At 72.7% G+C, this 22,476-nt stretch carries 24 protein-coding genes; 9 read left to right on the top strand and 15 right to left on the bottom strand.

All coding sequences use genetic code 11. The features are described from left to right. A partial coding sequence (locus RBXJA2T_RS10710; protein ID WP_009857383.1) for a 2OG-Fe(II) oxygenase occupies positions 1-676 on the top strand: 676 nt, incomplete at its 5' end. On the opposite strand, the gene RBXJA2T_RS10705 is transcribed toward RBXJA2T_RS10710, so the two are convergent. The 12 genes from RBXJA2T_RS10705 to RBXJA2T_RS10650 all read right to left on the bottom strand — a co-directional run bounded on the left by RBXJA2T_RS10705 (position 677) and on the right by RBXJA2T_RS10650 (position 12,974). Then, positions 677-1,951, bottom strand: a complete 1,275-nt coding sequence (locus RBXJA2T_RS10705) for an MgtC/SapB family protein (protein ID WP_009857382.1) — start codon at positions 1,949-1,951, stop codon at positions 677-679. 3 nt (positions 1,952-1,954) lie between these two features. Continuing rightward, positions 1,955-3,310, bottom strand: a complete 1,356-nt coding sequence (locus RBXJA2T_RS10700) for an MBL fold metallo-hydrolase RNA specificity domain-containing protein (RefSeq protein ID WP_009857381.1) — start codon at positions 3,308-3,310, stop codon at positions 1,955-1,957. A 17-nt stretch (positions 3,311-3,327) separates the two neighbouring features. Then, positions 3,328-4,011: an NAD(P)H-binding protein gene (locus tag RBXJA2T_RS10695; RefSeq protein ID WP_009857380.1), complete on the bottom strand. Its 684-nt coding sequence runs from the start codon at positions 4,009-4,011 to the stop codon at positions 3,328-3,330. A 105-nt stretch (positions 4,012-4,116) separates the two neighbouring features. Beyond that, on the bottom strand, positions 4,117-5,931 hold the full coding sequence (locus tag RBXJA2T_RS10690; protein ID WP_009857379.1) for an aminopeptidase P family protein: 1,815 nt from the start codon (positions 5,929-5,931) through the stop codon (positions 4,117-4,119). 86 nt (positions 5,932-6,017) lie between these two features. Next, positions 6,018-6,614: a hypothetical protein gene (locus tag RBXJA2T_RS10685; RefSeq protein WP_009857378.1), complete on the bottom strand. Its 597-nt coding sequence runs from the start codon at positions 6,612-6,614 to the stop codon at positions 6,018-6,020. A gap of 89 nt (positions 6,615-6,703) precedes the next feature. After that, positions 6,704-7,963, bottom strand: a complete 1,260-nt coding sequence (gene kynU / locus RBXJA2T_RS10680) for a kynureninase (protein WP_009857377.1) — start codon at positions 7,961-7,963, stop codon at positions 6,704-6,706. Then, a complete protein-coding gene (gene kynB, locus RBXJA2T_RS10675; RefSeq protein ID WP_009857376.1) occupies positions 7,960-8,592 on the bottom strand; it encodes an arylformamidase in 633 nt (210 codons plus the stop codon). The genes kynU and kynB overlap by 4 nt, the downstream gene beginning before the upstream one ends. 5 nt (positions 8,593-8,597) lie before the next feature. After that, positions 8,598-8,924, bottom strand: a complete 327-nt coding sequence (locus RBXJA2T_RS10670; protein WP_009857375.1) for a YkgJ family cysteine cluster protein — start codon at positions 8,922-8,924, stop codon at positions 8,598-8,600. Next, the gene (locus tag RBXJA2T_RS10665; RefSeq protein ID WP_009857374.1) at positions 8,921-10,369 is read right to left on the bottom strand and encodes a serine/threonine protein kinase; all 1,449 of its coding nucleotides are present in this window, start codon (positions 10,367-10,369) and stop codon (positions 8,921-8,923) included. The genes RBXJA2T_RS10670 and RBXJA2T_RS10665 overlap by 4 nt, the downstream gene beginning before the upstream one ends. Continuing rightward, positions 10,359-11,102, bottom strand: coding sequence for a metallophosphoesterase family protein (locus RBXJA2T_RS10660; protein ID WP_009857373.1), 744 nt, complete (start codon positions 11,100-11,102; stop codon positions 10,359-10,361). The genes RBXJA2T_RS10665 and RBXJA2T_RS10660 overlap by 11 nt, the downstream gene beginning before the upstream one ends. A gap of 129 nt (positions 11,103-11,231) precedes the next feature. After that, complete coding sequence (locus tag RBXJA2T_RS10655; RefSeq protein ID WP_009857372.1) at positions 11,232-12,092, bottom strand: fumarylacetoacetate hydrolase family protein; 861 nt, start codon at positions 12,090-12,092, stop codon at positions 11,232-11,234. Positions 12,093-12,224: 132 nt separating this feature from the next. Then, positions 12,225-12,974, bottom strand: a complete 750-nt coding sequence (locus RBXJA2T_RS10650) for an SDR family oxidoreductase (RefSeq protein WP_009857371.1) — start codon at positions 12,972-12,974, stop codon at positions 12,225-12,227. Between the two features lie 62 nt (positions 12,975-13,036). Between RBXJA2T_RS10650 and RBXJA2T_RS10645 the strand changes: the two genes are divergently transcribed. Together RBXJA2T_RS10645 and RBXJA2T_RS10640 are read left to right on the top strand one after the other, a co-directional pair. Beyond that, complete coding sequence (locus tag RBXJA2T_RS10645) at positions 13,037-13,420, top strand: cupin domain-containing protein (RefSeq protein ID WP_009857370.1); 384 nt, start codon at positions 13,037-13,039, stop codon at positions 13,418-13,420. A gap of 57 nt (positions 13,421-13,477) precedes the next feature. Continuing rightward, on the top strand, positions 13,478-13,819 hold the full coding sequence (locus RBXJA2T_RS10640; protein WP_009857369.1) for an HPF/RaiA family ribosome-associated protein: 342 nt from the start codon (positions 13,478-13,480) through the stop codon (positions 13,817-13,819). 147 nt (positions 13,820-13,966) lie between these two features. Here RBXJA2T_RS10640 and argF read toward each other — a convergent pair whose 3' ends face one another. Continuing rightward, complete coding sequence (gene argF / locus RBXJA2T_RS10635; RefSeq protein ID WP_029718782.1) at positions 13,967-14,899, bottom strand: ornithine carbamoyltransferase; 933 nt, start codon at positions 14,897-14,899, stop codon at positions 13,967-13,969. Beyond that, a complete protein-coding gene (locus RBXJA2T_RS10630; protein WP_029718780.1) occupies positions 14,896-16,101 on the bottom strand; it encodes an aspartate aminotransferase family protein in 1,206 nt (401 codons plus the stop codon). The genes argF and RBXJA2T_RS10630 overlap by 4 nt, the downstream gene beginning before the upstream one ends. A gap of 189 nt (positions 16,102-16,290) precedes the next feature. Here RBXJA2T_RS10630 and RBXJA2T_RS10625 point away from each other — a divergent pair, with 189 nt between their 5' ends. Beyond that, positions 16,291-16,611, top strand: a complete 321-nt coding sequence (locus RBXJA2T_RS10625; RefSeq protein WP_009857366.1) for a DUF3579 domain-containing protein — start codon at positions 16,291-16,293, stop codon at positions 16,609-16,611. Positions 16,612-16,692: 81 nt separating this feature from the next. On the opposite strand, the gene rpsT is transcribed toward RBXJA2T_RS10625, so the two are convergent. Continuing rightward, a complete protein-coding gene (rpsT, locus tag RBXJA2T_RS10620; RefSeq protein WP_009857365.1) occupies positions 16,693-16,995 on the bottom strand; it encodes a 30S ribosomal protein S20 in 303 nt (100 codons plus the stop codon). Between the two features lie 139 nt (positions 16,996-17,134). Between rpsT and murJ the strand changes: the two genes are divergently transcribed. The 5 genes from murJ to pcnB form a co-directional block, all read left to right on the top strand. After that, a complete protein-coding gene (gene murJ, locus RBXJA2T_RS10615; protein ID WP_009857364.1) occupies positions 17,135-18,691 on the top strand; it encodes a murein biosynthesis integral membrane protein MurJ in 1,557 nt (518 codons plus the stop codon). Between the two features lie 16 nt (positions 18,692-18,707). Further along, entirely contained in the window at positions 18,708-19,577 is an 870-nt protein-coding gene (locus RBXJA2T_RS10610; RefSeq protein ID WP_009857363.1) for a SirB1 family protein, read from the top strand. Between the two features lie 13 nt (positions 19,578-19,590). Continuing rightward, entirely contained in the window at positions 19,591-20,271 is a 681-nt protein-coding gene (locus RBXJA2T_RS10605) for an HdaA/DnaA family protein (RefSeq protein ID WP_009857362.1), read from the top strand. Further along, positions 20,268-20,936 carry a histidinol-phosphatase gene (locus RBXJA2T_RS10600; protein ID WP_009857361.1) on the top strand — a complete coding sequence of 223 codons (669 nt, stop codon included), beginning with the start codon at positions 20,268-20,270 and terminating at the stop codon, positions 20,934-20,936. The genes RBXJA2T_RS10605 and RBXJA2T_RS10600 overlap by 4 nt, the downstream gene beginning before the upstream one ends. After that, positions 20,933-22,476: polynucleotide adenylyltransferase PcnB (gene pcnB / locus RBXJA2T_RS10595; protein WP_009857360.1), on the top strand; the 1,544-nt coding region annotated here is incomplete at its 3' end. The genes RBXJA2T_RS10600 and pcnB, both read left to right, overlap by 4 nt.

The following is a 22,476-nucleotide window of genomic DNA, read 5'->3' as shown; positions in this document are numbered from 1 at the left end:
CCCGGCGCCCGCGGGCGCCGCGTCCGTGCCCGAGCCGGCGCTGGCCGGCGCCCCCGGCGTGCTGCGTGCCGGCGACCGCGAGGTGCACGTGCTGGCGACGATGGCGCTGCCGCGCGTCGTCGTCTTCGGCGGCCTGCTGTCGGAGCAGGAGTGCGACGAACTCGTCGCGCTGGCGCAACCGCGGCTGCTGCGTTCGGAGACGGTGGACAACTCGACCGGCGGCAGCGAGGTCAACGCCGCGCGCACCAGCGACGGCATGTTCTTCGAGCGCGGCGAGACGCCGCTGATCGAGCGCATCGAGCGCCGCATCGCCGAGCTGGTGCACTGGCCGGTGGAGCGCGGCGAGGGCCTGCAGGTGCTGCATTACCGCCCCGGCGCGCAGTACAAACCGCACCACGACTTCTTCGACCCGGCGCACCCGGGCACGGCGAACATCCTGCGCCGCGGCGGCCAGCGTGTCGGCACCGTCGTGATCTACCTGAACACGCCGGCCGGCGGCGGCGCCACGACCTTCCCCGAGGTCGGGCTGGAGGTCCAGCCGATCAAGGGCAACGCCGTCTTCTTCAGCTACGAGCGCCCGCTGGCCTCCACCCGCACGCTGCACGGCGGTGCACCGGTGCTCGACGGCGAGAAGTGGGTGGCGACGAAGTGGCTGCGCGAAGGCGTGTTCGTCTGATCAGGCGCCGGCCAGCCGGCTGACGCCCCACCACGCCGCCCAGGCCGCGCCGGTCGACGCCGCCAGCGAGCCGGCGATCGTGACGCCGAACTTCGGCCCGCCGGCGACGAAGGCGGTGATCGAGCGCGTCACCGAGTTCGTCGTGATCGCCACCAGCACGCCGTAAGCCGCGGCCTGCAGTTCCAGCCGGCCCTCGCCGGCCAGCGCGCCGAGCGCGGCGCAGGCGGCGTGTGCGTCGGCCACCGCGGTCAGTGCCGCGCCGGCCAGCACACCGGCATCGCCGAAGTGCCGCTGCGCCCAGCCGACGCCCAGCGACGCACCGGCCAGCAGCACGGCCACCAGCAGCGCCTCGCGCGGGCGCAGCGGCCCGGCCTTGGACGACTCGGGCGCCGTGCCGCGCGCGCCGCGCGCGCGCCACAGCCCGCCGGCCCCGGCGACGGCGATGCCGACGACGGCCGGCACCACGAGCATCGCCGCCAGCGGCGGCGAGGTCGCCGTCAGGATGACCAGCCCCAGCACCCAGGTGGCGGCCGTGGACAGCACGGCGCCGGCTTCGCAGGCCCGCGCCAGCGCCGGCTCGGCGCGCACGCGTGTGCCCATCGACGCGATCGTCGCGGTGCTGGAGACGAAGCCCGACAGCAGCCCCGACAAGGCCATGCCGGCGGTGGCGCCGAACAGCCGCAGCGCGACGTGGCCGCCGGCCTGCAGCACCAGGATCAGCGTCGCCAGCAGCCCCAGCGTGCGCGGCTGCAGCCCGCCGAGCCAGGCCACCGGCGTGGCCGGCAGCAGCGGCAGCACGACCAGCACCAGCGCCGCCAGCAGCAGCGCGTCGTGCAGCTCGGCCTCGCTGAGCGCCCGCGTCGCGAAGCGGTGCAGCCGCGCCTGCGCCGCCAGCAGCACCGCGATGACGACCGCCGCGCCGCCGCCCACCGGCGGCTGCTGCATCGACAGCACGCCGACGAGGTAGGTCACGAACAGCGCCAGCTCGGTCGTCATGCCCGGGTCGGGGCTGCGCTGCACGATCTGGCTGCGCCAGTAGGCCACCGCCGCCAGCGCCAGCACCGCCAGGCCGCCGCAGGCCACCAGCAGCGGCTCGTCCAGCGCCTGGGCGATGGCGCCGGCCAGCGCGGCCAGCGTGAAGCTGCGGATGCCGGCGGGCTCGCGGTCGGGGCCGCTGCCCTTGCGGCGCTCGCGCTCCAGGCCGATCAGCAGCCCGCCGCCGAGCGCCGACAGCAGGCCCAGCGCGAGCGGCGCGGAGGCGGTGTCGAGGCCCATCGCCTAGACGCTGACCTGCTCGCCGTGCTGCGGCACACGCGCCGCCCAGCCCAGCTCGTCGCGGATGCGCACGCGCAGCGCGTCGGCGGCGTCGGGTTCGCCGTGCACGACGAAGGTCTGGCGCGGCGCCTTGGGTGTCGTGCGCAGCCAGTCCATCAGCTCGTCGCTGTCGGCGTGGCCGGAGAAGCCTTCGAGGTGGCTGACCTCGCAGCGCACCGGCACGTACTCGCCGTGGATCTTGACCTCGGTGGCGCCGGCCACGAGCCGCGCGCCGCGGCTGCCGCCGACCTGGAAGCCGGGGAACACGACGTGGTGCTGCGGCGACGGCGCCATCGCCTTCAGGTGGTGCAGCACGCGCCCGCCGGTGGCCATGCCGCTGGCTGACAGGATGACGCAGGGGAAGCGGTGCGAGGTGAGGCGCATCGACTGCTGCGGCGTCTCGACCATGCGCACGCCTTCGCAGGCGGCCTTCAGCTCGGCGGGTTTCACGCGCAGCACCTTGGCGAAACGGCGGTACAGCTCGGTGGCCTGCACCGCCATCGGGCTGTCGAGGAAGATCGGCAGGTCCTTGGGGATCTGGCCGGCGCGCTTGAGGCGGTGCAGCACGACCATCAGCGCCTGCGCGCGGCCGACGGCGAAGGTCGGCATCAGCACCGAGCCGCCGCGGCGCACCGTCTCGCGCACGATCTCGCCCAGGCGCGCGGCGACATCCTCCTGCTCGTGGGCGCGGTTGCCGTAGGTCGACTCGACGAGCAGCACGTCGGCCTCGGGCAGCGCCTGCGGCGGCGGCATCAGCAGGTCGACGCTGCGGCCGACGTCGCCGGAGAAGACGAGGCGCTCGCCGCGGCAGTCCAGCGTCACCGCGCAGGCGCCGAGCAGGTGGCCGACCGGGGTCAGCGTCACCGCGACGCTGCCGACCTTGAACGCCGAGCCGGTGTCCACCGGCGTCAGGCGCTGGATGGCGCGCGCGGCGTCGGCACGCGTGTACAGCGGCAGCGCCTTCTCGTGGCGCGAGTAGCCGAACTTGTTGGCGCGCCGCGCGTCCTCCTCCTGCAGCTTGGCGCTGTCCAGCAGCAGCACCTCGGCCAGCGCGCAGGTCGCGGGCGAGGCGTAGATGCGGCCCTTCCAGCCGTGTTTGACGAGCGCCGGCAGGTAGCCGCTGTGGTCCATGTGGGCGTGGCTCAGCACCACGGCCTCGGCGTCGAGCAGGGCCTGCGGCGGCGTCTGCCAGTTGCGCTCGCGCAGCACCTTGAAGCCCTGGAACAGGCCGCAGTCGAGCAGCAGGCGCTGGCCGCCGAGGTCCACGCGGTGGCGCGAGCCGGTCACGCTGTCGGCGGCGCCGAGGAAGTGCAGGTCCATGTCGTCGTTCTTTCTCTTCAGCGGGGGACGGGACGGCCGGGCTGCAGCGCGGCCGATTCGAGACGATGCAGGCCCGGTGCCGGGGCCGCCATCGTGTGCAGCAGCGCCGCGGCGACGTCGGCCGCGGCCACCGGGCGCCAGCGCGCCGGGATCCACCCGGCCAGCGGCCGCGACAGGTGCTGCGCCAGCGCTTCGCCGGGGCGCGGCGGCTGGCCGAGCGTGCCGCGGTCGCCGAGCAGCAGCGAAGGGCGGGCGACGACCAGCGTCTCGAAGCCCAGCGCCTCGATCGCGGCCTCGGCTTCGCCCTTGGTGCGCAGGTACAGGTTGGACGAGGCGGCATCGGCGCCCAGCGCCGAGACGAGCGCGAAGCGGCGCACGCCGGCGGCACGCGCGGCGCGCGCGAAGGCGAGCACGGCGTCGAGGTCGACGGCGCGGAAGGCGGTGTCGGAGCCGGCCGCGGCGCGGGTCGTGCCCAGGGCGCAGAACGCGGTCTCGGCCGGCGGCAGCGCGGCGAAGGCGGCGGCGGCGAGGAAGTCGGGTACCCGGACGTTGACGCGCCCGGCACGCGCCGGCAGCGGCCGCCGTGTCAGGCGGACCAGCGGCCCGGGGCCGGCCCAGCGCCGGTCGATCTCGCGGCCGACGAGCCCGGTGGCGCTGGCCAGCCACGCGGCGGGCGCCGCGCTGCCGTGGGGGATGGTCACGAGCCCATGCTAGCCGCGAGGTCTGCCGCGTGGCGGCAAGACCTTTCGTCGCACGTCAAAACGGCGCCATTTCGGCGCCGTCGGATCAGCGGGCAGGGCGACGGATCAAATCGCCTCGGTGCGCGCCTTCAGCCAGGCCAGCGCGGCACCCGAGAGCTTGGGCGCCAGGCGCTCGCGCACCGTCGCGTGGTAGCGGTTGAGCCAGTCGATCTCGTCGGCGCGCAGCAGGCTGCGCTCGATGCAGCGCGTGTCGATCGGGCACAGCGTCAGCGTCTCGAACTCGAGGAACTCGCCGAAGCGGCCGTCCTCGGCGGTGGCCGCGGGCACCGCGAGCACCAGGTTCTCGATGCGCACGCCCCACTGGCCGGGGCGGTAGATGCCGGGTTCGATCGAGGTGATCATGCCCGGCTCGATCGCCATCTGCGGCTCGACGACGGCCTTGCTGATGGTCTGCGGGCCTTCGTGCACCGCCAGGCAGTAGCCGACGCCGTGGCCGGTGCCGTGGCCGTATTCGATGCCCTCGGCCCACAGCGGCGCACGCGCCAGCGCGTCGAGCATCGGGCCCGGCGTGCCACGCGGGAAACGCACGCGCGACAGCGCGATCGTGCCCTTGAGCACCAGCGTGTAGTCGCGTTTCATCGCCGGCGTCAGCGTGCCGATCGGCCAGACGCGCGTGATGTCGGTCGTGCCGCCGAAGTACTGGCCGCCGCTGTCGATCAGCAGCAGCGTGCCTTCGCCGGGCTTGACCTCGACGACGGCGTGCGCCTCCTCGGTGGCGCGGTAGTGCGGCATCGCGCCGTTGGGGCCGAAGCCGGCGATCGTGCCGAAGCTCGGGCCCATCGAGCCCGGCCGGCGCGAACGTGCGGCGGCCAGCTTCTCGTCGATCGTCAGCTCGGTGATGCGCTCGTCGCCCAGCGCGCCTTCGAACCAGGCGTAGAACTCGCACATCGCGGCGCCGTCCTCGGCCATCGCCTCGCGCGTGAACTGGGCTTCCTCGGCGGTCTTGCGGCTCTTGGCCAGCGTGCTCGGGTTGATCTTCTCGACGACCGCGCAGCGCGCGCGCTCGCGCAGGCCCAGCGTCACGCGCTTGGGGTCCAGCAGCAGCGTCTCGGTCTCGGCGAGCGCGGCCAGCGCGTCGCCGGCGCCGGCGTAGGGCGCCAGCGTGAAGCCGTCGGCGGCCAGACGCTCGGCCAGGTCCGGCGCGATCTTGCCGTCGCCGATGAACAGCGTCGCGCGCTCGGCCGAGACCAGCAGGTGCGCCAGGAACACCGGGTTGTAGGGCACGTCCTGGCCGCGCAGGTTGGTGATCCAGGCGATGTCGTCGACGGTGGAGACGAAGTGCTGCGTCGCGCCGGCGGCCGCCATCGCCTCGCGCAGCGTCGCCAGCTTGGCGCTGCGCGGCACGGCGGCATAGGGCTGCGGATGCTCGCCGACCGGCGCGGCCGGCAGCGCCGGGCGATCGGGCCAGATCTGCTCGAGCAGGTCGAGGTCGGTGCGCAGCGTCACGCCCTTGGGCTCGAGCGCGGCACGCAGCGCCTTGGCCGCGGCCAGGCCCAGCACCTGGCCGTCGACGACGACGCTGGCGCCGGCCGGCACCTGCGCCGCCAGCCAGTCGACGTGCGCCGAGGCGTTGCCGGTCGGGATGCGTTCGAGGGCGATGCCGCTGCCCTGCAACTCGGCTTCGGCCTGTTCCCAGTAGCGGCTGTCGGCGAACAGCGCCGCACGGTCGACGGTGACGACCAGCGTGCCCATCGAGCCGGTGAAACCGGACAGCCACTGGCGGCCCTGCCAGCGTTCGGGCAGGTACTCGGAGAGATGCGGGTCGGACGACGGTACGAGCAGCGCGTGGGCGCCGGCGGCGGCGAGCGCGTCACGCGTCCGTTCGATCCGCAGGCGGACCGGGGAGGTGCGGGTGTCCATGGGGGGAGGTACTCCAGGAGGGATCGCGGCATTCTAGGAGCCGCCTCCCGCCGCTGCCGCTGCCCGCACGGACGGCCTTGCGCCGTTCAGCCGATGACCGGCTGGCCGCCGAGGCCGTCGGGGTCGGGCAGGTTCAGGCCGAGCAGGTCGTCGGTCTGCTGCGACTGCCGGACCTTGGTCGCCGCCTCGGCCGTGGCCTGCTGCTGCGCGGCCGCGGTCTCGGCATCGCGGCGCTCGTCGCGGGCCGGATCGTCGGTCTGGGTCTCGGCGCTGCTGCGGGGCTGCTGCACCTGGGCGGGTGACGGCGCGGCGGTCACCGCGTACTGCAGGTCGCCGCCGGCACCCACCTCGACGAACTTCACCTGCGCGACGGTGGCGTAGTAGTTCAGCGCCTCGCGCACGCGCTGGCGGTCCGACGCGCTGCGCGACTGCTGCTGCTCGACGCTGGCCGACGCCGCCGGCACCTCGTTGAAGCTGTAGGTGACGGTGCGCATCACCGCCTGGCTGCTGGAGGCCAGCGCCTGGTCGACCGTCGCGTCGCCGGTCTGGCGGTGTTCGCGCAGCCGCACACGCACCGAGCCGCTGCCGGTGTCGACTTCCGAGACCGGCGTCACCGAACGCACCGACACGCCGGCGTCTTTCAACGTCGTCGTGCTCCGGTCGATCTGCGAAAGCGGTCCCATGTCGGGCCTATCGGCAGAAAAACGCGGTGCTTTAGGCTCTGTTCCGGCTTTAAGCCTAGGGAAAACCCTGATCCAGGCCGGATTTCGTGTCAGGTCACCGCTTGGCGCCGGTTGAACTCGGGCCGGCGCCACTCGCCACGCTCCAGCACCTCGGCCAGCTGCACCGCGGCGTCGAAGGCGTCGACGTGGCGCAGGTACAGCGGCGTGAAGCCGAAACGCAGGATGTCGGGCGCGCGGAAGTCTCCGATGACGCCGCGCGCGATCAGCGCCTGCACGGTGGCGTAGGCCAGCGCCGGCTCGTCGCGCGCCGCCAGGCAGACCTGGCTGCCGCGTTCGCCGTCGGCCTGCGGCGAGACCTGCACCAGCTGCGGGCAGCGCACACGCACCTCGTCGGCGAACAGCCGCGTCAGCGCCAGCGACTTGGCACGCAGTGCCGCCATGCCGCCGAGGGGCTCGGCGGCGAGCACGGTGTCGACGCCGCACTCCAGCGCCGCCAGCGCCAGGATCGCCGGCGTGCCGCAGAGGTAGCGCGCGATGCCCGGCGCCGGGCGGTAGCCGGGCGTGAACTCGAACGGCGCCGCGTGTCCCATCCAGCCCGACAGCGGCTGGGCGAAGCGGCCGGCGTGGCGGCGGTGGGCCCAGACGAAGGCCGGCGCGCCGGGGCCGCCGTTGAGGAACTTGTAGCCGCATCCGATCGCGAAATCGGCCTCGGCGGCGTTCAGCTCCACCGGCACCGCGCCGGCGCTGTGCGCCAGGTCCCAGACGGCCAGCGCGCCGGCGGCGTGTGCGGCGCGGGTCAGCGCCGCCATGTCGTGCAAACGCCCGGTGCGGTAGTTCACGTGGGTCAGCATCAGCACGGCGCAGCGCTCGTCCAGCGCCGCCGGGATCGCCTCGGGCGTGTCGACCAGGACCAGCTCGAACCCACGCTCGGCGGCCAGCGACTCGGCGATGTAGAGGTCGGTCGGGAAGTTGCTGCGCTCGCTGACGATGCGCGTGCGCTGCGGCGCGTCGGCGCGCACGATGGCCAGCGCCGCGGCCAGCACCTTGTAGAGGTTGACCGAGGTCGAGTCGGCGGCCACCAGCTCGCCCGGCGCGGCGCCGACCAGGCGCGCGATCTTGTCGCCGACACGCTGCGGCAGCGTGATCCAGCCGGCCTGGTTCCAGCTGCCGATGAGCCCGCTGCCCCATTCGCCGGTGACGACCTCGGCGACGCGCGCCGGCGTCGCCTTCGGCAGCACGCCCAGCGAGTTGCCGTCGAGGTAGATCGTGCCGGGCGGCAGCGCGAACAACTCGCGCAGCGGGGCCAGCGGGTCGTGGGCGTCCAGCGCCAGGGCGTCGTCTCGGGTCATGGCAGTTCTCGGAGGATGGCGCGCACCGGCGAGGCGTCGGCGGCGACCAGTTTGAGGGGCAGGGCGATCAGCTCGTAGTCGCCTTCGGGCACGGCATCGAGCACGAGGTTCTCGAGCACGCGCAGGCCGCGCCGGCGCAGCACCTGGTGCGCGTCCAGCGTCTTGCTGTCGGCCGGGTCGACGCTGGCGCTGTCGATGCCGACCAGGCGCACGCCGAGGTCGGCCAGGCGCTCCAGCACCTCGGGCTCGAAACCGGCGAGCGCCGGGTCCCAGGCGTCGGGCGCGCGGGCGTAGGTGCGCACCAGCACGCGTGGCGGCAGCTTGTCGAGCGCGTGCTGCAGCTGCGCCCAGCGCACCACGGGTGCGGCGCCGATGGCGTGGATCACGCGGCAGCGGCCGAGGTAGGGCTCGAGGTCGAGCAGCCCGACCGGCGTGCCGGCATCGTCGTAGTGCAGCGGCGCGTCGGCGTGTGCGCCGGTGTGCGGCGACAAGGTGATCGTCTGCAGGTTGACCGGGCAGCCCGGGCCGATGCGCGCCACCCACTCGGCGTGGAAGGGCGCGTCGCCGGGGAAGACGGGGCTGCCGGGTTGCAGCGGTGGCGAGAGGTCCCAGATCCGCGGTGCGTGCATCGTCTTCAGGGGTTCAGCGGCGCCAGCCCGTGGCGGCGGCGCGCGGCGTCGCAGGCGTCGTCACCGATGCCGAGGTTGGCGCGCGCGCCGAACTCGCGGCAGGGCGAGGGCCGCCATTCGTGGATCGCGCAGGAGGCCTGCACGCCGACGCTGCCGACCAGCGCCGCGCAGCGCGGCGGCGTGCGGTCGGTGCCGCGCATGCGGCACAGGCGCGAGGTGATCTCCTCGGCCAGCGTCTCGGGCACCATGCCGCCGGCACCGCCCCATTCGTCGCGGTCGAAGTCGACGCGCCAGCTCGCGCAGCAGGCGCCGCAGGTCAGGCAGGGGTTCAAACGCGCACCACCGTCACGGTGCAGTCGGCCCGCGCGACGACCTGCGAGCTGACGCTGCCCAGGTAGCGCCGCAGCGCGCCGGCGCCGCGCGCGCCCATCACGATGTGGTCGACCTGGTTGCGCTCGGCGAAATCGAGCAGCGCGGCGGCGGCGTCGGGCGCCTCGAGCACGTGGAAGGTCAGGCGACCGTCGTCGAGCTCGACCTGGCGCGACAGCGGCCGCGCCCAGTGCTTCAGGCCGACGAGCTGCTTGACGTGGCGGCTCTGGCCGTCGGCGTCGACGAGGTCGTCCAGGCCGATGCGCGCGACACGCATCACGCCGACGCAGGCCAGGCGCGCGCCGGGTTCGGTGACGAGGATCCGGCGCACGGCGTCCTGCATCTTCTCCAGCAGCTCGGGCGTGGCGTGGTCGATGTCGACCGCGGCGACGACGATCGGGCTCTTGGCCACCTGGCTGGCCGCGCCGAGGCGCGCCGTCGACCTGGACTCGGCACCGAGCGCGAAGAACCAGCGTTTGAAGACCTTGACCGCGCCGCTCTGGCGGCTGCGTGCGGCACGTGCGGTCAGCGTCACCTGGCCGGGGTTCTGCAGGTCCAGCGCGAGCTGCGCGGCACTCTGGTAGCGGCGTTCGGGGCGCACCTCCAGGCACTTCAGGATGACCTCCTGCAGCCAGGGCGGGCAGTCGGGGCGCAGCGCACGCGGCGGCACCGGGTCGACGTAGAGCCGCTTGCGCAGCCCGCGCACGCTCTCCGGCGAGCCGAACGGGCGCTGGCCGGTGGTGAAGTGGTAGAGCATGACGCCGAGCGCGAACAGGTCGCTGCGCGGGTCGCTGCGCACGAACTGCACCTGCTCGGGCGACATGTACGGCGCGGTGCCCATCGGCAGCGCGAACTCCTCTTCGAGCAGGTCGGGCAGCTTGTCGTGGCGCGACAGGCCGAAGTCCACGAGCACCGCGGTGCCGTCCGGGCGCAGCAGGATGTTGCTCGGCTTGACGTCCAGGTGCACCAGGTGCTGGCGGTGCAGGTCGTGCAGCGCGGTGGCGACACGCGAGCCGATCTCGATGATCTCGTCGACCGGCAGCGGCGCCTCGTCGAGCCGGGCGCGCAGCGAGGGCCCGTCGATGCGCTCCATCACCAGGTAGGCGGCGTGCGTGAAGTCGCCGCGCGCGACGTACTTCGGCACGTGAGGGCCGGCGAGCGCCGGCAGGATCATCTGCTCGACCTCGAAGCCGACGATCGACGCCGGGTCTTCGCCGCCCTTGATGCGCGGCACCTTCATGATCAGCGGCATCGTCTCGGCCACCGGCTCGCCGTTGGCGTCGACACGCACCACGCGCCACAGGTGCGCCATGCCGCCCTGGTGCAGGCGCTCCTCGAGGCGGAAGCCGTCGATGACCTGGCCGGCCGCGAGCGCCGCCGGTGCAACGCGCGCCGGCCTATTGCCCATCGGCCAGGCGGTCGGCGAGACGCTGCGGCAGCTCGGCGGCGCGGATCTTCGCGCCGGCGGTCTCGGTGTCGTAGGGCACGCGCCAGTAGGTCAGCTCGGCGCTGGCGTCGTCGAAGGTGGCGTAGCAGGCCGCCGGGTCGCCGTCGCGCGGCTGGCCGGCCGAGCCGGGGATGACCAGCCACTGGCGCGGCGGCAGCAGCGGGATCGGCATGCCGGCCGTCGGCGTGAAGTCGCCGGCCTTGCCGACCGTCGACAGGTGGTACAGCTGGGGCTCGTGCATGTGGCCGCAGAAGGTGATGCGTGCGGCCGTCGAGCCCATGCTGCGCACGGCCTCGCTGCGGCCCTGGATGTAGCCCCATTCGGCCGGTGCCCAGGCGTTGGCGTGCACGAACAGCAGCTCGCCTTCGCGGCGCTCCAGCGGCAGCGAGGCCAGGAAGTCGATCTGATCGACGCCCAGCTGCTGGCGGGTCCATTCGACGACATAGCGCGGGTCGGGCCGCATCGTCGGCGACGGGCCGCGCACCACCGCCTGGTCGTGGTTGCCCATCACCGCGACGGCGCCGGCGCGCACCAGCTCGCGCACCCGGTCGACGACCCAGGCCGGGTCGGCGCCGTAGCCGACGAAGTCGCCGAGCAGCGCGTAGCGCTCGACGTCCTGGCCGGCGGCGTGCGCGAGCACGGCTTCCACCGCTTCGCGGTTGGCGTGCAGGTCGGTCAGGATCGCGTACTTCATCGGGCGGTGGCGGATCGTGCCCGCGCCGGCTGACAGCCGGCTGGCCGCGCGCGGGGACCGACGATCATCCCCTGCGGCGCGGCTCTTGCGCAACCGGGAAACGCCGCGGGCGGCACCCGCGGCCGAGGGTCAGGCGTCGACCAGCTCGGGGTTCCAGGCGTGCACGCTCTGCTGCTGCTCGCCGAGGCCGGCGACGCCCAGGCGCATCGTGTCGCCGGGCTGCAGGAAACGCGGCGGCTTCATGCCCATGCCGACGCCCGGCGGCGTGCCGGTGCTGATCAGGTCGCCGGGGTACAGCGTCATGATGCGGCTCAGGTAGGCGATCAGCTTGGCGACGCCGAAGACCATCGTGCGCGTGTTGCCGGCCTGCACACGCTGGCCGTTCAGGTCCAGCCAGAGGTCCAGCGCCTGCGGGTCGGCGATCTCGTCGGCGGTGACCAGCCAGGGGCCGACCGGGCCGAAGGTGTCGCAGCCCTTGCCCTTGTCCCAGGTGCCGCCGCGTTCGAGCTGCAGCGCACGTTCGGAGACGTCGTTGACGACGCAGTAGCCGGCGACGTGCGCCAGCGCGTCAGCCTCGTCGACGCAGCGTGCGGTGCTGCCGATGACGACACCGAGCTCGACTTCCCAGTCGCCCTTGGTGGCGTCGATCGGCAGCACGACCGGGTGCTCGGCGCCGACGGCGGCGCTGGTCGGCTTCATGAAGACCACCGGCTCGGCCGGGATCGGCATGCCCGCCTCGGCGGCGTGGTCGGCGTAGTTCAGGCCGATGCAGACGAACTTGCCCATGCCGGCCCAGGGCACGCCCAGGCGCTGCTGCGGCACCTCGGGCAGCGAGGCCAGGTCGATGCCGCGCAGCCGCTGCAGCGAGGCCGGCGTCAGCACGGCCGGCGTGATGTCGACGAGCAGGGAGGAGAGATCTCGCACCCGGCCGTCGGCATCCAGCGCGGCGGGGCGTTCATGGCCCTTGGGGCCGTGTCGCAGCAGTTTCATCGGAGGACGCGGATGCCACCACCGGCGAGGGGTGGCCGCCGGCAGCCGCACCCGATGGGGCGGTGATGCGGACGACTGTAGCGGTTTGGTCGAAAAGCGGGTTACGGCCCGGTTTCAGCCCCGCGCGTGCACTCAGCCTCGGCCGACGAACGGCATCTTGGTCGCCATCACGGTGCTGAACAGCACGTTGGCGGACAGCGGCAGGCGGGCCATCGCGATGAAGGTCTGGACCACCGCGTCCATCGCCATGCGCGGCTCGGCGCGCAGGCTGCCGTCGGCCTGCATCACGCCGCGCGCCATGCGCTCGGTCATGTCGGTCTCGACGTTGCCGATGTCGATCTGGCCGACGGCGATGTCGAAGGCGCGGCCGTCGAGTGCTGCGGCGCGTGTCAGGCCGGTGATGGCGTGCTTGGTCGCGGTGTAGGCGATCGAGCCCGGCCGCGGCGCGTGCGCCGAGATCGAGCCGTTGTTGATGATGCGCCCGCCCATCGGCTGCTGGCTGCGCATCAGCGCGAAGGCCGCGGCCAGGCAGTAGAAGGCGCCGTTGAGGTTGACGTCGACGGCCTGGCGCCAGGCGCCGGCGCCGAGCTCGTCGGGTGTCGCCGTCGGCGGGAACGCGCCGGCGTTGTTGAACAGCAGGTCCAGCCGGCCGTGGCGCGTGCGCACCGTGTCGAACAGCGCCGCGACCGAGGCTTCGTCGGCGACGTCGCAGGCCACGGCCTGGGCGCGTGCGGCGTGTTCGCCGGTCGCGGCGATCGCCGCTTCGAGGCGGTCGAGCCGGCGGCCGGCGTAGACGACCTGCCAGCCGTCGGCCAGCAGCGCCGCCGCGCAGGCCTGGCCGATGCCGCTGCCGGCGCCGGTGACGAGCGCGATGCGGTCCATGGGTAACCTCCTGTCGGGCTGGGGTGCCGGCGATTGTGGCGGCCGCGGGACCACAATGGGGCATGGCCATCTTCACGAAGACCGTTCTCTACACCGACACCGACGGCCGCGCGCGCTTTCGCGACGAGCCCGTCGAGCTGAGCGAAGGCACGCCCGCGGCGCGGCTGTCGCCGCTGCTGCCGGCTGCCGGCGTGCAGCTGCGCGAGAGTCCGGTGGGCTTTGCCAGCACGTTCCACTGCACGACGACGCCGCAATGGCTGGTCGTGCTGCGCGGGGCGATGGAGATCGGCCTGCAGGACGGCACGTCGCGGGTCTTCGGTCCCGGCGAGCACTTCTATTCGGCCGACGTGCTGCCCGAAGGCGCCACGTTCGACCCCGCGCTGCACGGTCACCGCAGCCGCCAGGTCGGCGACGAGCCGCTGGTGACGATGTTCGTGCGCGGCTAGCCGCCGCGCCCGAGACGCCGGCCGCCGCGCCGGCCCGACCCACGAGGAGAAAGACGCATGCAAGTCCAGGTCAACACCGACAACCACGTTCAGAACGACGACACGCTCACCGCCTGGGCCGAGCGCGAGATCAAGGCCAAGCTGGAGCGTTTCGGCGACATCGTCACGCGGGTCGAGGTGCACCTCGCCGACGTCAACGCCTCGCGCGCCGGCGACGCCGACAAGCGCTGCACGCTCGAGGCACGCCTGGCCGGCCGCCAGCCGGTGGCCGCCAGCCACGACGCGCAGCGGGTTGCCGACGCCTTCACCGGCGCGCTGGACAAGCTGCTGCGGGTCGTCGACTCGACGCTCGGCAAGGCGCGCGACCAGCACGCCCGCGACTCGATCCGCGGCGGCTGAGCAAGCAAAAGGGCCGGCGAAAGCCGGCCCTTGTTCCATCCGCTGGGTGAAGAGGATGGAGGGGGCAGGTCTAGGATGAAGGGGTCAGGTCTTGCGAGACCTGACCCCGGACCTGCGTGCGAGACCTGACCCCGGACCGGCGGCGTCTCAGCCGATCCGGCCGAGCAGAAGGTACTCCATCAGTGCCTTCTGCACGTGCATTCGATTCTCGGCTTCGTCCCAGACGACGGACTGCGGCCCGTCGATGACCTCGGCGCTGACCTCCTCGCCGCGGTGCGCCGGCAGGCAGTGCATGAACAGCGCGTCGGGCTGGGCGGCGGCCATCATGCCGGCGTCGACGCACCAGTCGGCGAAGGCCGTGCGGCGGGCCTCGTTCTCGGCCTCGTAGCCCATGCTCGTCCAGACGTCGGTCGTCACCAGGTGCGCGCCGCGGCAGGCTTCGCGCGGGTCGGCGAAGACCTTGTAGCAGCCGCTGTCGCGGATGCCGGCCAGCGCCGGGTCGACCTCGTAGCCGCCGGGCGTGCTGACGTGCACCGTGAAGCCCAGGATCTCGGCCGCCTGCAGCCAGGTGTTGGCCATGTTGTTGCCGTCACCGACCCAGGCCACGACCTTGCCCTCGATCGAGCCGCGGTGCTCGATGTAGGTGAAGAGGTCGGCCAGGATCTGGCACGGGTGGAACTCGTTGGTCAGCCCGTTGATGACCGGCACGCGCGAGTGCGCCGCGAAGCGCTCGATCTTGGCCTGCTCGAAGGTGCGGATCATCACGATGTCGACCATGCGGCTGATGACGCGCGCGCTGTCCTCGATCGGCTCGGCGCGGCCGAGCTGGCTGTCGCCGGTTGTCAGGTGCACGACCGAGCCGCCCATCTGGTACATGCCGGCCTCGAAGCTGACGCGGGTGCGCGTGCTGGCCTTCTCGAAGATCATCGCCAGCGTGCGGTCGACCAGCGGCTGGTACTTCTCGTAGTTCTTGAAGCGCGTCTTGATGATGCGCGCGCGCTCGAACAGGTAGGCGTACTCCTCGGCGCGGAGGTCCTTGAACTGGAGGTAGTGCTTCATCAGCGAGTAACCCGGTTTCATGCTTCGGACAGGTAGGCCTGGACCAGCGGGGCGAGGCGGGCGACGATCTCGTGCACCTCGTCGGCGGTGACGATCAGCGGCGGCAGCAGCCGGATCACGCGGTCGGCGGTGACGCTGATCAGCAGTCCGGCCTCCGCCGCGCGGCCGATCAGCACGCCGCACGGACGGTCGAGCTCGATGCCCAGCATCAGGCCCTGGCCGCGGAACTCGACGACGCCGGCGGTGCCCGCCAGCGCACGCTGGAGTTCGGCGCGCAGCAGTTCGCCCATCGCGTGGGCGTTCGCCAGCAGGCCGTCCTCCTCCATGATGCGCAGCGTCTCGACGCCGGCGCGCATCGCCAGCGGGTTGCCGCCGAAGGTCGTGCCGTGGTTGCCCGGGCCCAGCACGGTGGCCGCACGCGGGCCGGCGACGACGGCGCCGATCGGCACGCCCGAGCCCAGGCCCTTGGCCAGCGGCATCACGTCGGGGCGGATGCCGGCCCACTGGTGCGCGAACCACCGGCCGGTGCGGCCGATGCCGCACTGCACCTCGTCGAGCATCAGCAGCCAGTCGCGTTCGTCGCAGATGCGGCGCAGGCCCTGCAGGTACTCGCTGCGCGCCGGGTTGATGCCGCCTTCGCCCTGGATCGTCTCGAGGAACACGGCGACGACGTTCGGGTTGGTGCGCGCGACCTCTTCGACGGCGGCCAGATCGTTCAGCGGCACGCGCACGAAACCGTCGACCAGCGGGCCGAAGCCGGCCTGCACCTTCGGGTTGCCGGTGGCTGACAGCGTGGCGATCGAGCGGCCGTGGAAGGCGCGCTCGTAGACGATGATCTCGGGCCGTTCGATGCCCTTGTCGTGGCCGAACTTGCGCGCGATCTTCAGCGCCGCCTCGTTGGCTTCCAGCCCCGAGTTGCAGAAGAACGCGACGTCCAGGCCCGACAGCTCGCACAGCTTCGCGGCCAGCGTCTCCTGCAGCGGCACCTGGTAGTAGTTGGACGTGTGGATCAGCCGGCCGACCTGCTCCTGCAGCGCCGATACCAGCAACGGGTGCGCATGGCCCAGCGTGTTGACGGCGATGCCGGCCAGCGCGTCGAGGTATTCGCGGCCCTCGGTGTCCCAGACTCGGCAGCCTCGCCCGTGCGACAGCGCGACGGGCAGTCGCCCGTAGGTGTTCATCACGTGCGGCATCGGCGCGGAGGGGGCAGGGGCAGCGGTCATCGAGGTTCCTTGTCGCTCCAGAAGGCGAAAACGAAGACCGGCGCCAGGACTTCGACGCAGTTGCGCGAGGTCGGGCGCCGGTCGGGCGTTCGATTCTAAGGGGCGACCCGGGGTGCCGATTCCGGGGCTGGCGGCGTAAGCCGATCGCAAGAGTCGGCGAGCGAATGCGGGCACAATCTTGCGTTGCCGATGACGCAGATCCAAACGAAGACGCCGCGCAGGCTGTATATCCGTGGGCTCACGACCGCCGGTCGCACCTTCCGCCCGAGCGACTGGGCCGAACGACTGGCCGGCGCGATGTCCAGTTTCCGCCCGCGCGGCAGCGCGATCGGCGCCCACATCGGCTACTCCCCGTACTGCGTTCCGCGCCTCGTCGACGGCGTCAAGTGCGTCTTCGTCAGCGAGGCGCTGAAGGACATCGAGCCGATGGCCTGGGACTTCGTGATGAACTTCGCGCGCGACAACGAGCTGCAGGTCGTCGACTGCGAGCCGGGCGCGGCGGCGGGCTGAAGGCGTCGGCGCTGTTCTCGCCGCGCCAAAACAAAAGGGCCTGCTTGCGCAGGCCCTTCGTTCAACACCCGAGAAACCGTCTTAGGCGGCGAGCGCCAGCGCCTTGACCTTGGCGGCCAGGCGGCTCTTCAGGCGGGCAGCCTTGTTCTTGTGGAAGATGCCCTTGTCGGCGACCGAGTCGATGACGCTCTGCGCGGACTTGAAGGTGTCGGTGGCGACGGTCTTGTCACCGGCGACGACGGCCTTCTGCACGTTCTTCACGACGGTGCGAAAACGCGAACGCAGCGACGAGTTGTGCGCGTTGAGCTTGACGTCCTGACGGGCGCGCTTGCGGCCCGAAGCGAGGCGGACGGTCTTCTTCTTGGCTTTGGACGAGGTGGCCATGCGGTTCTTTGGCGGTTCGGGTGGTGCAAAGACCGTCGAGTATAGCACTCCTTCGGCCTGTCCGCCAGCCCGGTGCTTGCGCTGCCTATAATGCGGGCCGACCCGGCTTCGGGCCTTAGCGCCCCATCGTCGTCCCCCCGTGAACCTTCTCCGGGCCGCCTCCACCGTCTCGCTGCTGACGCTCGCCTCGCGCGTCACCGGCCTCGTGCGCGACCAGCTGATCGCCGGCTTCTTCGGCGCCAGCGCCGCGACCGACGCGTTCAACGTCGCCTTCCGCATCCCCAACCTGTTCCGCCGGCTTTTCGCCGAAGGCGCGTTCTCGCAGGCCTTCGTGCCGCTGCTGGCGGCCACGCGGGAGAAGGAGGGCGACGCGGCGACGCACGCGCTGATCGACTCGGTGGCCACCGTGCTCGCCTGGGTGCTGCTGGCGACCTGCGTGCTCGGCGTCGCCGGCGCGCCGATCCTGGTCTGGCTCATGGCCTCGGGGCTCGAGCGCCTGGACCTCGCGGTGCTGATGACACGCTGGATGTTCCCGTACATCGGCTTCATGTCGATGGTGGCGCTGGCTGCCGGCATCCTGAACACCTGGAAGCGTTTCGCGGTGCCGGCGATGACGCCGGTGCTGCTGAACCTGTCGGTCATCGCCGCGGCGGCGCTGCTGGCGCCGCGCATGGCGGGCTGGGGCCTGGAGCCGGTGCTCGCGCTGGCTGGCGGCGTCGCGCTCGGCGGCGTGCTGCAGGCGGCGGTGCAGGTCCCGGCGCTGCGCCGGCTGGGGCTGATGCCGCGCATCGGGCTGACGCCGGCGCGGCTGCGTGCGGCCTGGCGCCACCCCGGCGTGCGCCGCGTGCTGACGCTGATGGGGCCGGCGCTGCTGGGCGTGTCGGTGGCGCAGATCTCGCTGGTCATCAACACCCAGATCGCCTCGCACGTCGGGGTCGGCGCGGTGTCCTGGCTGACCTACGCCGACCGGCTGATGGAGTTCCCGACGGCGCTGCTGGGCGTGGCGCTGGGCGTCGTGCTGCTACCGCAGCTGGCGGCGGCCAAGGGGCGCGAGGACGCCCAGGCCTATTCGGACATGCTCGACTGGGGTTTGCGGCTGGTGGTGATGCTGGCGCTGCCCTGCGCGATCGCGCTGATCGTCTTCCCGAAGGCGCTGGTCGCGGTGCTGTTCCACTACGGCGCCTTCGACGCGCGCGACGTGTCGCAGACCGTGCATGCGCTGATGGGCTACGGCGTCGGCCTGATGGGGCTGGTGGCCATCAAGGTGCTGGCGCCGGGCTTCTACGCCCGCCAGGACACGCGCACGCCGGTGAAGATCGCGGTGCTGGTGCTCGTCTGCACGCAGCTGATGAACGCGCTGTTCGTGCCGCTGATCGGCCACGCCGGGCTGGCGCTGTCGATCGGCCTGGGCGCGCTGCTCAACGCCGGGCTGCTGCTCTTCGGGCTGCTGAAGAAGGGCGTCTACACGCCGCGGCCGGGCTGGGGCGGCTTCGCGCTGCGCGTCGGCCTGGCCTGTGCCGCGCTCGGTGCGGCGCTGGTCTGGGCGGCGCGCACGATCGACTGGATCGGCCTGCAGTCGCACTACGGCCAGCGCGCCGGCTGGATGGCGCTGGTGCTGGCCTCGGTGGCCGCGGGCTACTTCGCGCTGCTGGCCGCTTCCGGGCTGAAGCTGCGGCAGTTCGTGCGCCGTGGCTGACCTACACTGGCGACCGATGGCTGGACCGCTGAATTTCGAGCCGCCGACGGCGCTGCAGTATTTCGCCGCTCTCGTGGCCGAGGATGCGAGCCTCTCGGTCGTCGAGGCGGCTGTCGCCGTGGCGCAGGACCTGGATCCCGAGCAGGACGCCCAGGCCGTGCTGGCGCAGATCGACGAGCTCGCCGATCGCCTGCGCCGCCGCCTGCCGGCCGACGCCGGCCCGGTGCACAAGCTGCGCATGCTCAACCGCTACTTCTTCGACGAGCTCGGCTTCGCCGGCAACGTCAACGACTACTACGACCCGCGCAACAGCTCGCTGGCCGAGGTGCTGCGCACGCGCCGGGGCATCCCGGTGACGCTGGCGCTGCTGTACCTCGAGCTGGCGGCGCAGCTCGGGCTGCCGGCGGCGGGGGTGTCCTTCCCGGGGCATTTCCTCGTCAAGCTGACGCTGCCGCGCGGCGAGGTCGTGCTCGACCCGTTCAGCGGCCGCTCGCTGTCGCGCGAGGAACTGGAGGAGCGGCTGCTGCCGTACCGCCAGCGTCACGGCCTCGTCGGCGACTTCGACGTGCCGCTGGGCCTGTTCCTGCAGACCGCCGCGCCGCGCGAGATCCTCGCCCGGCTGCTGCGCAACCTGAAGGAGATCCACCGCAGCGCCGGCGACCCCCTGCGCCTGCTCGCGGTGCTCGAGCGTCTGGTCATCCTGCTGCCCGAGGACTGGAGCGAGCGCCGCGACCGCGGCCTCGCGCACGCCGAGCTCGGCCACCACGAGCAGGCCGTGCGCGACCTGTCCGACTATCTCATCCACTGTCCCGACGCCGCCGACGCGCCTGCGCTGCGCGCGCGGCTCGCCCAACTGAACGGCCCTCGCCGGCCGACCCTGCACTGACATGACTTCCAGGATGAAGCAGATCCCGCTGGCGATCGGCTTCGACCCGCTCGCCACCTTCGAGAGCTTCCTGCCCGGCAGCGAAGCCAACCTGCGTGCGCTCGAACACCTGCGCCGCCTGCCGATGCCGACCGCGCCGGTCTACCTCTGGGGCCCTTCGGGCAGCGGCAAGACGCATCTGCTGCGCGGCCTGGCCCACGCCTGCCAGCAGGCCGGGCAGCGCGTCGGCTGGTTCGACCCGTCACGCCCCTGCCCGTGGGAACTGGCCGCCGACTGGTCGCTCGTGGTCATCGACCGCTGCGACGAGCTCGACGCCGCCGGCCAGCAGTCGGCCTTCACGCTGTTCGTCGAGGCCGCCACCGAAGGCGTGCAGATGGCCTGCGCCGGCCGCCTGCCGCCGGTGGACCTGCCGCTGCGCGACGACCTGCGCACGCGCCTGGGCTGGGGCCCGGTGTTCGCGATGCAGCCGCTGGGCGAGTCCGAGACCCGCGCCGCGCTGCGCCGCGAGAGCGACCGCCGCGGCATCCGCCTCACCGACGAGGTGATGGACCACCTGCTGACGCGCTTCCCGCGCGACCTGAAACACCTGATGGCCCTGCTCGACCGGCTCGACGAGTTTTCGCTGTCGCGTTCGCGCACGATCACCGTGCCGCTGGTGCGCGCGATGCTGGCCGAAGAAGGCGACCCGCTTTGAACCTGACGCTCTTCGACCTCGACGGCACGCTGCTGCCGACCGACTCCGACCACGCCTTCGGCGAGTTCCTGGTGCGCATCGGCTGGGCCGACGGCGGCGAGTTCAAGCGCCGCAACGACGAGTTCTATGCCCAGTACCTCGAAGGGCGGCTCGACATCGACGCCTACGTGCGCTTCTGCACCTCGCCCTGGCGCGACCGCGACCCGGCGGAGATCGCCGCCGCCCAGGCACGTTTCATCGACGAGTACGCCCGGCCCTCGCTGCACCCGGCGGCGGTGGACCTGGTGCGCCGCCACCTCGATGCCGGCGATCTGGTGGCCGTGGTCACCGCGACCAACGACTTCGTCACCCGGCCGATCGCCTCGCTGTTCGGTGTCGACACGCTGATCGCCACCGAACTCGAGCGCGACGCCTCCGGCCGCGCCACCGGCGCGATCCGCGGCGTGCCGTCGTTCCGCGATGGCAAGATCACGCGGGTGCGGCAGTGGCTGGCCGACGCCGGCCGCACGCTGGCCGACTTCGAGCGCAGCACCTTCTACAGCGATTCGACCAACGACCTGCCGCTGCTCGAACTCGTCAGCCACCCGGTGGCCACCAACCCCGGCGACGGGCTGCGGGCCGTGGCCCTGCAGCGCGGCTGGCCGATCCTGGACCTCTTCGCATGATCAAGAAATTCATCGACCGCCTGCTCGGCAAGTCGCCCGCGCCCGAGGCGCCGCCCGCCCTGCCGGCGATCCCGCTCGGCCAGCGTGTCGAGATCCCCGCCGCGGAGCATCGCATCGACCCGCGGCTGCTCGACGACAACGCGGTGCGCGTCGTGCGCACGCTCAAGGATGCCGGCCACGAGGCCTACATCGTCGGCGGCGCGGTGCGCGACCTGCTCGTCGGCCTGCGGCCCAAGGACTTCGACGTCGCCACCGACGCCACGCCCGAGCAGGTGAAGGCGCTGTTCCGCCGCGCCTTCATCATCGGCCGGCGTTTCCGCCTGGTGCACGTGATCTTCGGCCGCGGCCGCGAGCACGAGGTCATCGAGGTCTCGACCTTCCGTGCCTACTTCGACGCCGCCGCGGCCGAGCAGGTCAAGGGCAACGAGAAGACGGCGCGCGGCGAGATCGCCGACCAGCGTGTCGTCGTCGACGCCAGCGGCCGCGTGCTGCGCGACAACGTCTGGGGCCCGCAGATCGAGGACGCGGCGCGCCGCGACTTCACGATCAACGCGATGTACTACGACCCGACGACGCAGGTCGTCGTCGACTACCACGGCGGCCTGGCCGACTCGCGCGCCCGCGTGCTGCGCATGATCGGCGACCCCGAGACGCGCTACCGCGAGGACCCGGTGCGCATCGTGCGCGTCGTGCGCATCGCCGCCAAGCTGGGTTTCGAGGTCGAGCCGGCGACGCGCGCGCCGATGCGCAAGATGGCCGCGCTGCTGAACAACGTGCCGCCGTCGCGCATGTTCGACGAGATGGTCAAGCTGCTGCAGACCGGCCATGCGCTCAAGAGCCTGGCCGAGCTGAAGAAGCAGGGCCTGGACCAGGGCGTGTTCCCGGTGCTCGACGCCGCCTTCCGCGCCGATGCCCGCCACCCCAAGCGCGACGAGTTCATCCGCTACGCGCTCGAGGACACCGACGCCCGCGTCAACGACGGCCGCGCCGTCGTGCCCAGCTTCATGCTCGCGGTGATGCTCTGGCACGACGTGCTCGACCGCTGGGCGGCGATCCAGGCCGGCGGCGAGGCGCCGTTCGCGGCGCTGCAGCAGGCCGTCGACGCGGTCTTCGACGCGCGCATCGGCGACATCTCCGGCCGCGGCAAGCTGGCCGCCGACATGCGCGAGATCTGGCTGATGCAGCCGCGTTTCGAGCGGCGCACGCCGGCCGCCGCGCGTTCGCTGGTCGCCCAGCCGCGTTTCCGCGCCGGCTACGACTTCCTGCGCCTGCGCGCCGACGTCGGCGAGATCGACCCGGCGCTGGCCGAGTGGTGGGAGGACTTCCACCTCGGCGACGACGACGAGCGCGAGGCGATGCTGGCCGAGCTCAAGCCGGCGTCCAAGCGTGTGCACCGCGTGCCCGCCGGCAGCACCGTGGCCGCCGCCGCGGCGGCGACGCCTGCGCCTTCCGAGGCTGCCGAAGACGATGCCCCGGCCGATGCCGCGCCCGCCAAGAAACGCCGCCGGCGCCGCCGTCGCCCGGCCGGCGGCAGCGCGCC

Origin of the sequence: Rubrivivax benzoatilyticus JA2 = ATCC BAA-35, assembly GCF_000190375.1 — a bacterium.
GTDB lineage: Bacteria > Pseudomonadota > Gammaproteobacteria > Burkholderiales > Burkholderiaceae_C > Rubrivivax > Rubrivivax benzoatilyticus.
This window is presented reverse-complemented; position numbering and strand designations above follow the sequence as displayed.

Excerpts from the sequence above, each read along its gene's own strand:
- RBXJA2T_RS10625 (WP_009857366.1), top strand. The coding sequence starts at position 16,291 with ATGACGCAGATCCAAACGAAGACGCCGCGCAGGCTGTATATCCGTGGG.
- RBXJA2T_RS10605 (WP_009857362.1), top strand. The coding sequence starts at position 19,591 with ATGAAGCAGATCCCGCTGGCGATCGGCTTCGACCCGCTCGCCACCTTC.
- kynB (WP_009857376.1), bottom strand. The coding sequence starts at position 8,592 with ATGCACGCACCGCGGATCTGGGACCTCTCGCCACCGCTGCAACCCGGC.
- RBXJA2T_RS10700 (WP_009857381.1), bottom strand. The coding sequence starts at position 3,310 with ATGGACCTGCACTTCCTCGGCGCCGCCGACAGCGTGACCGGCTCGCGC.
- RBXJA2T_RS10705 (WP_009857382.1), bottom strand. The coding sequence starts at position 1,951 with ATGGGCCTCGACACCGCCTCCGCGCCGCTCGCGCTGGGCCTGCTGTCG.
- RBXJA2T_RS10685 (WP_009857378.1), bottom strand. The coding sequence starts at position 6,614 with ATGGGACCGCTTTCGCAGATCGACCGGAGCACGACGACGTTGAAAGAC.
- RBXJA2T_RS10630 (WP_029718780.1), bottom strand. The coding sequence starts at position 16,101 with ATGACCGCTGCCCCTGCCCCCTCCGCGCCGATGCCGCACGTGATGAAC.
- RBXJA2T_RS10610 (WP_009857363.1), top strand. The coding sequence starts at position 18,708 with ATGGCTGGACCGCTGAATTTCGAGCCGCCGACGGCGCTGCAGTATTTC.
- RBXJA2T_RS10690 (WP_009857379.1), bottom strand. The coding sequence starts at position 5,931 with ATGGACACCCGCACCTCCCCGGTCCGCCTGCGGATCGAACGGACGCGT.
- RBXJA2T_RS10655 (WP_009857372.1), bottom strand. The coding sequence starts at position 12,092 with ATGAAACTGCTGCGACACGGCCCCAAGGGCCATGAACGCCCCGCCGCG.
- RBXJA2T_RS10650 (WP_009857371.1), bottom strand. The coding sequence starts at position 12,974 with ATGGACCGCATCGCGCTCGTCACCGGCGCCGGCAGCGGCATCGGCCAG.
- RBXJA2T_RS10645 (WP_009857370.1), top strand. The coding sequence starts at position 13,037 with ATGGCCATCTTCACGAAGACCGTTCTCTACACCGACACCGACGGCCGC.
- RBXJA2T_RS10640 (WP_009857369.1), top strand. The coding sequence starts at position 13,478 with ATGCAAGTCCAGGTCAACACCGACAACCACGTTCAGAACGACGACACG.
- RBXJA2T_RS10665 (WP_009857374.1), bottom strand. The coding sequence starts at position 10,369 with ATGGGCAATAGGCCGGCGCGCGTTGCACCGGCGGCGCTCGCGGCCGGC.
- argF (WP_029718782.1), bottom strand. The coding sequence starts at position 14,899 with ATGAAACCGGGTTACTCGCTGATGAAGCACTACCTCCAGTTCAAGGAC.
- kynU (WP_009857377.1), bottom strand. The coding sequence starts at position 7,963 with ATGACCCGAGACGACGCCCTGGCGCTGGACGCCCACGACCCGCTGGCC.
- RBXJA2T_RS10660 (WP_009857373.1), bottom strand. The coding sequence starts at position 11,102 with ATGAAGTACGCGATCCTGACCGACCTGCACGCCAACCGCGAAGCGGTG.
- rpsT (WP_009857365.1), bottom strand. The coding sequence starts at position 16,995 with ATGGCCACCTCGTCCAAAGCCAAGAAGAAGACCGTCCGCCTCGCTTCG.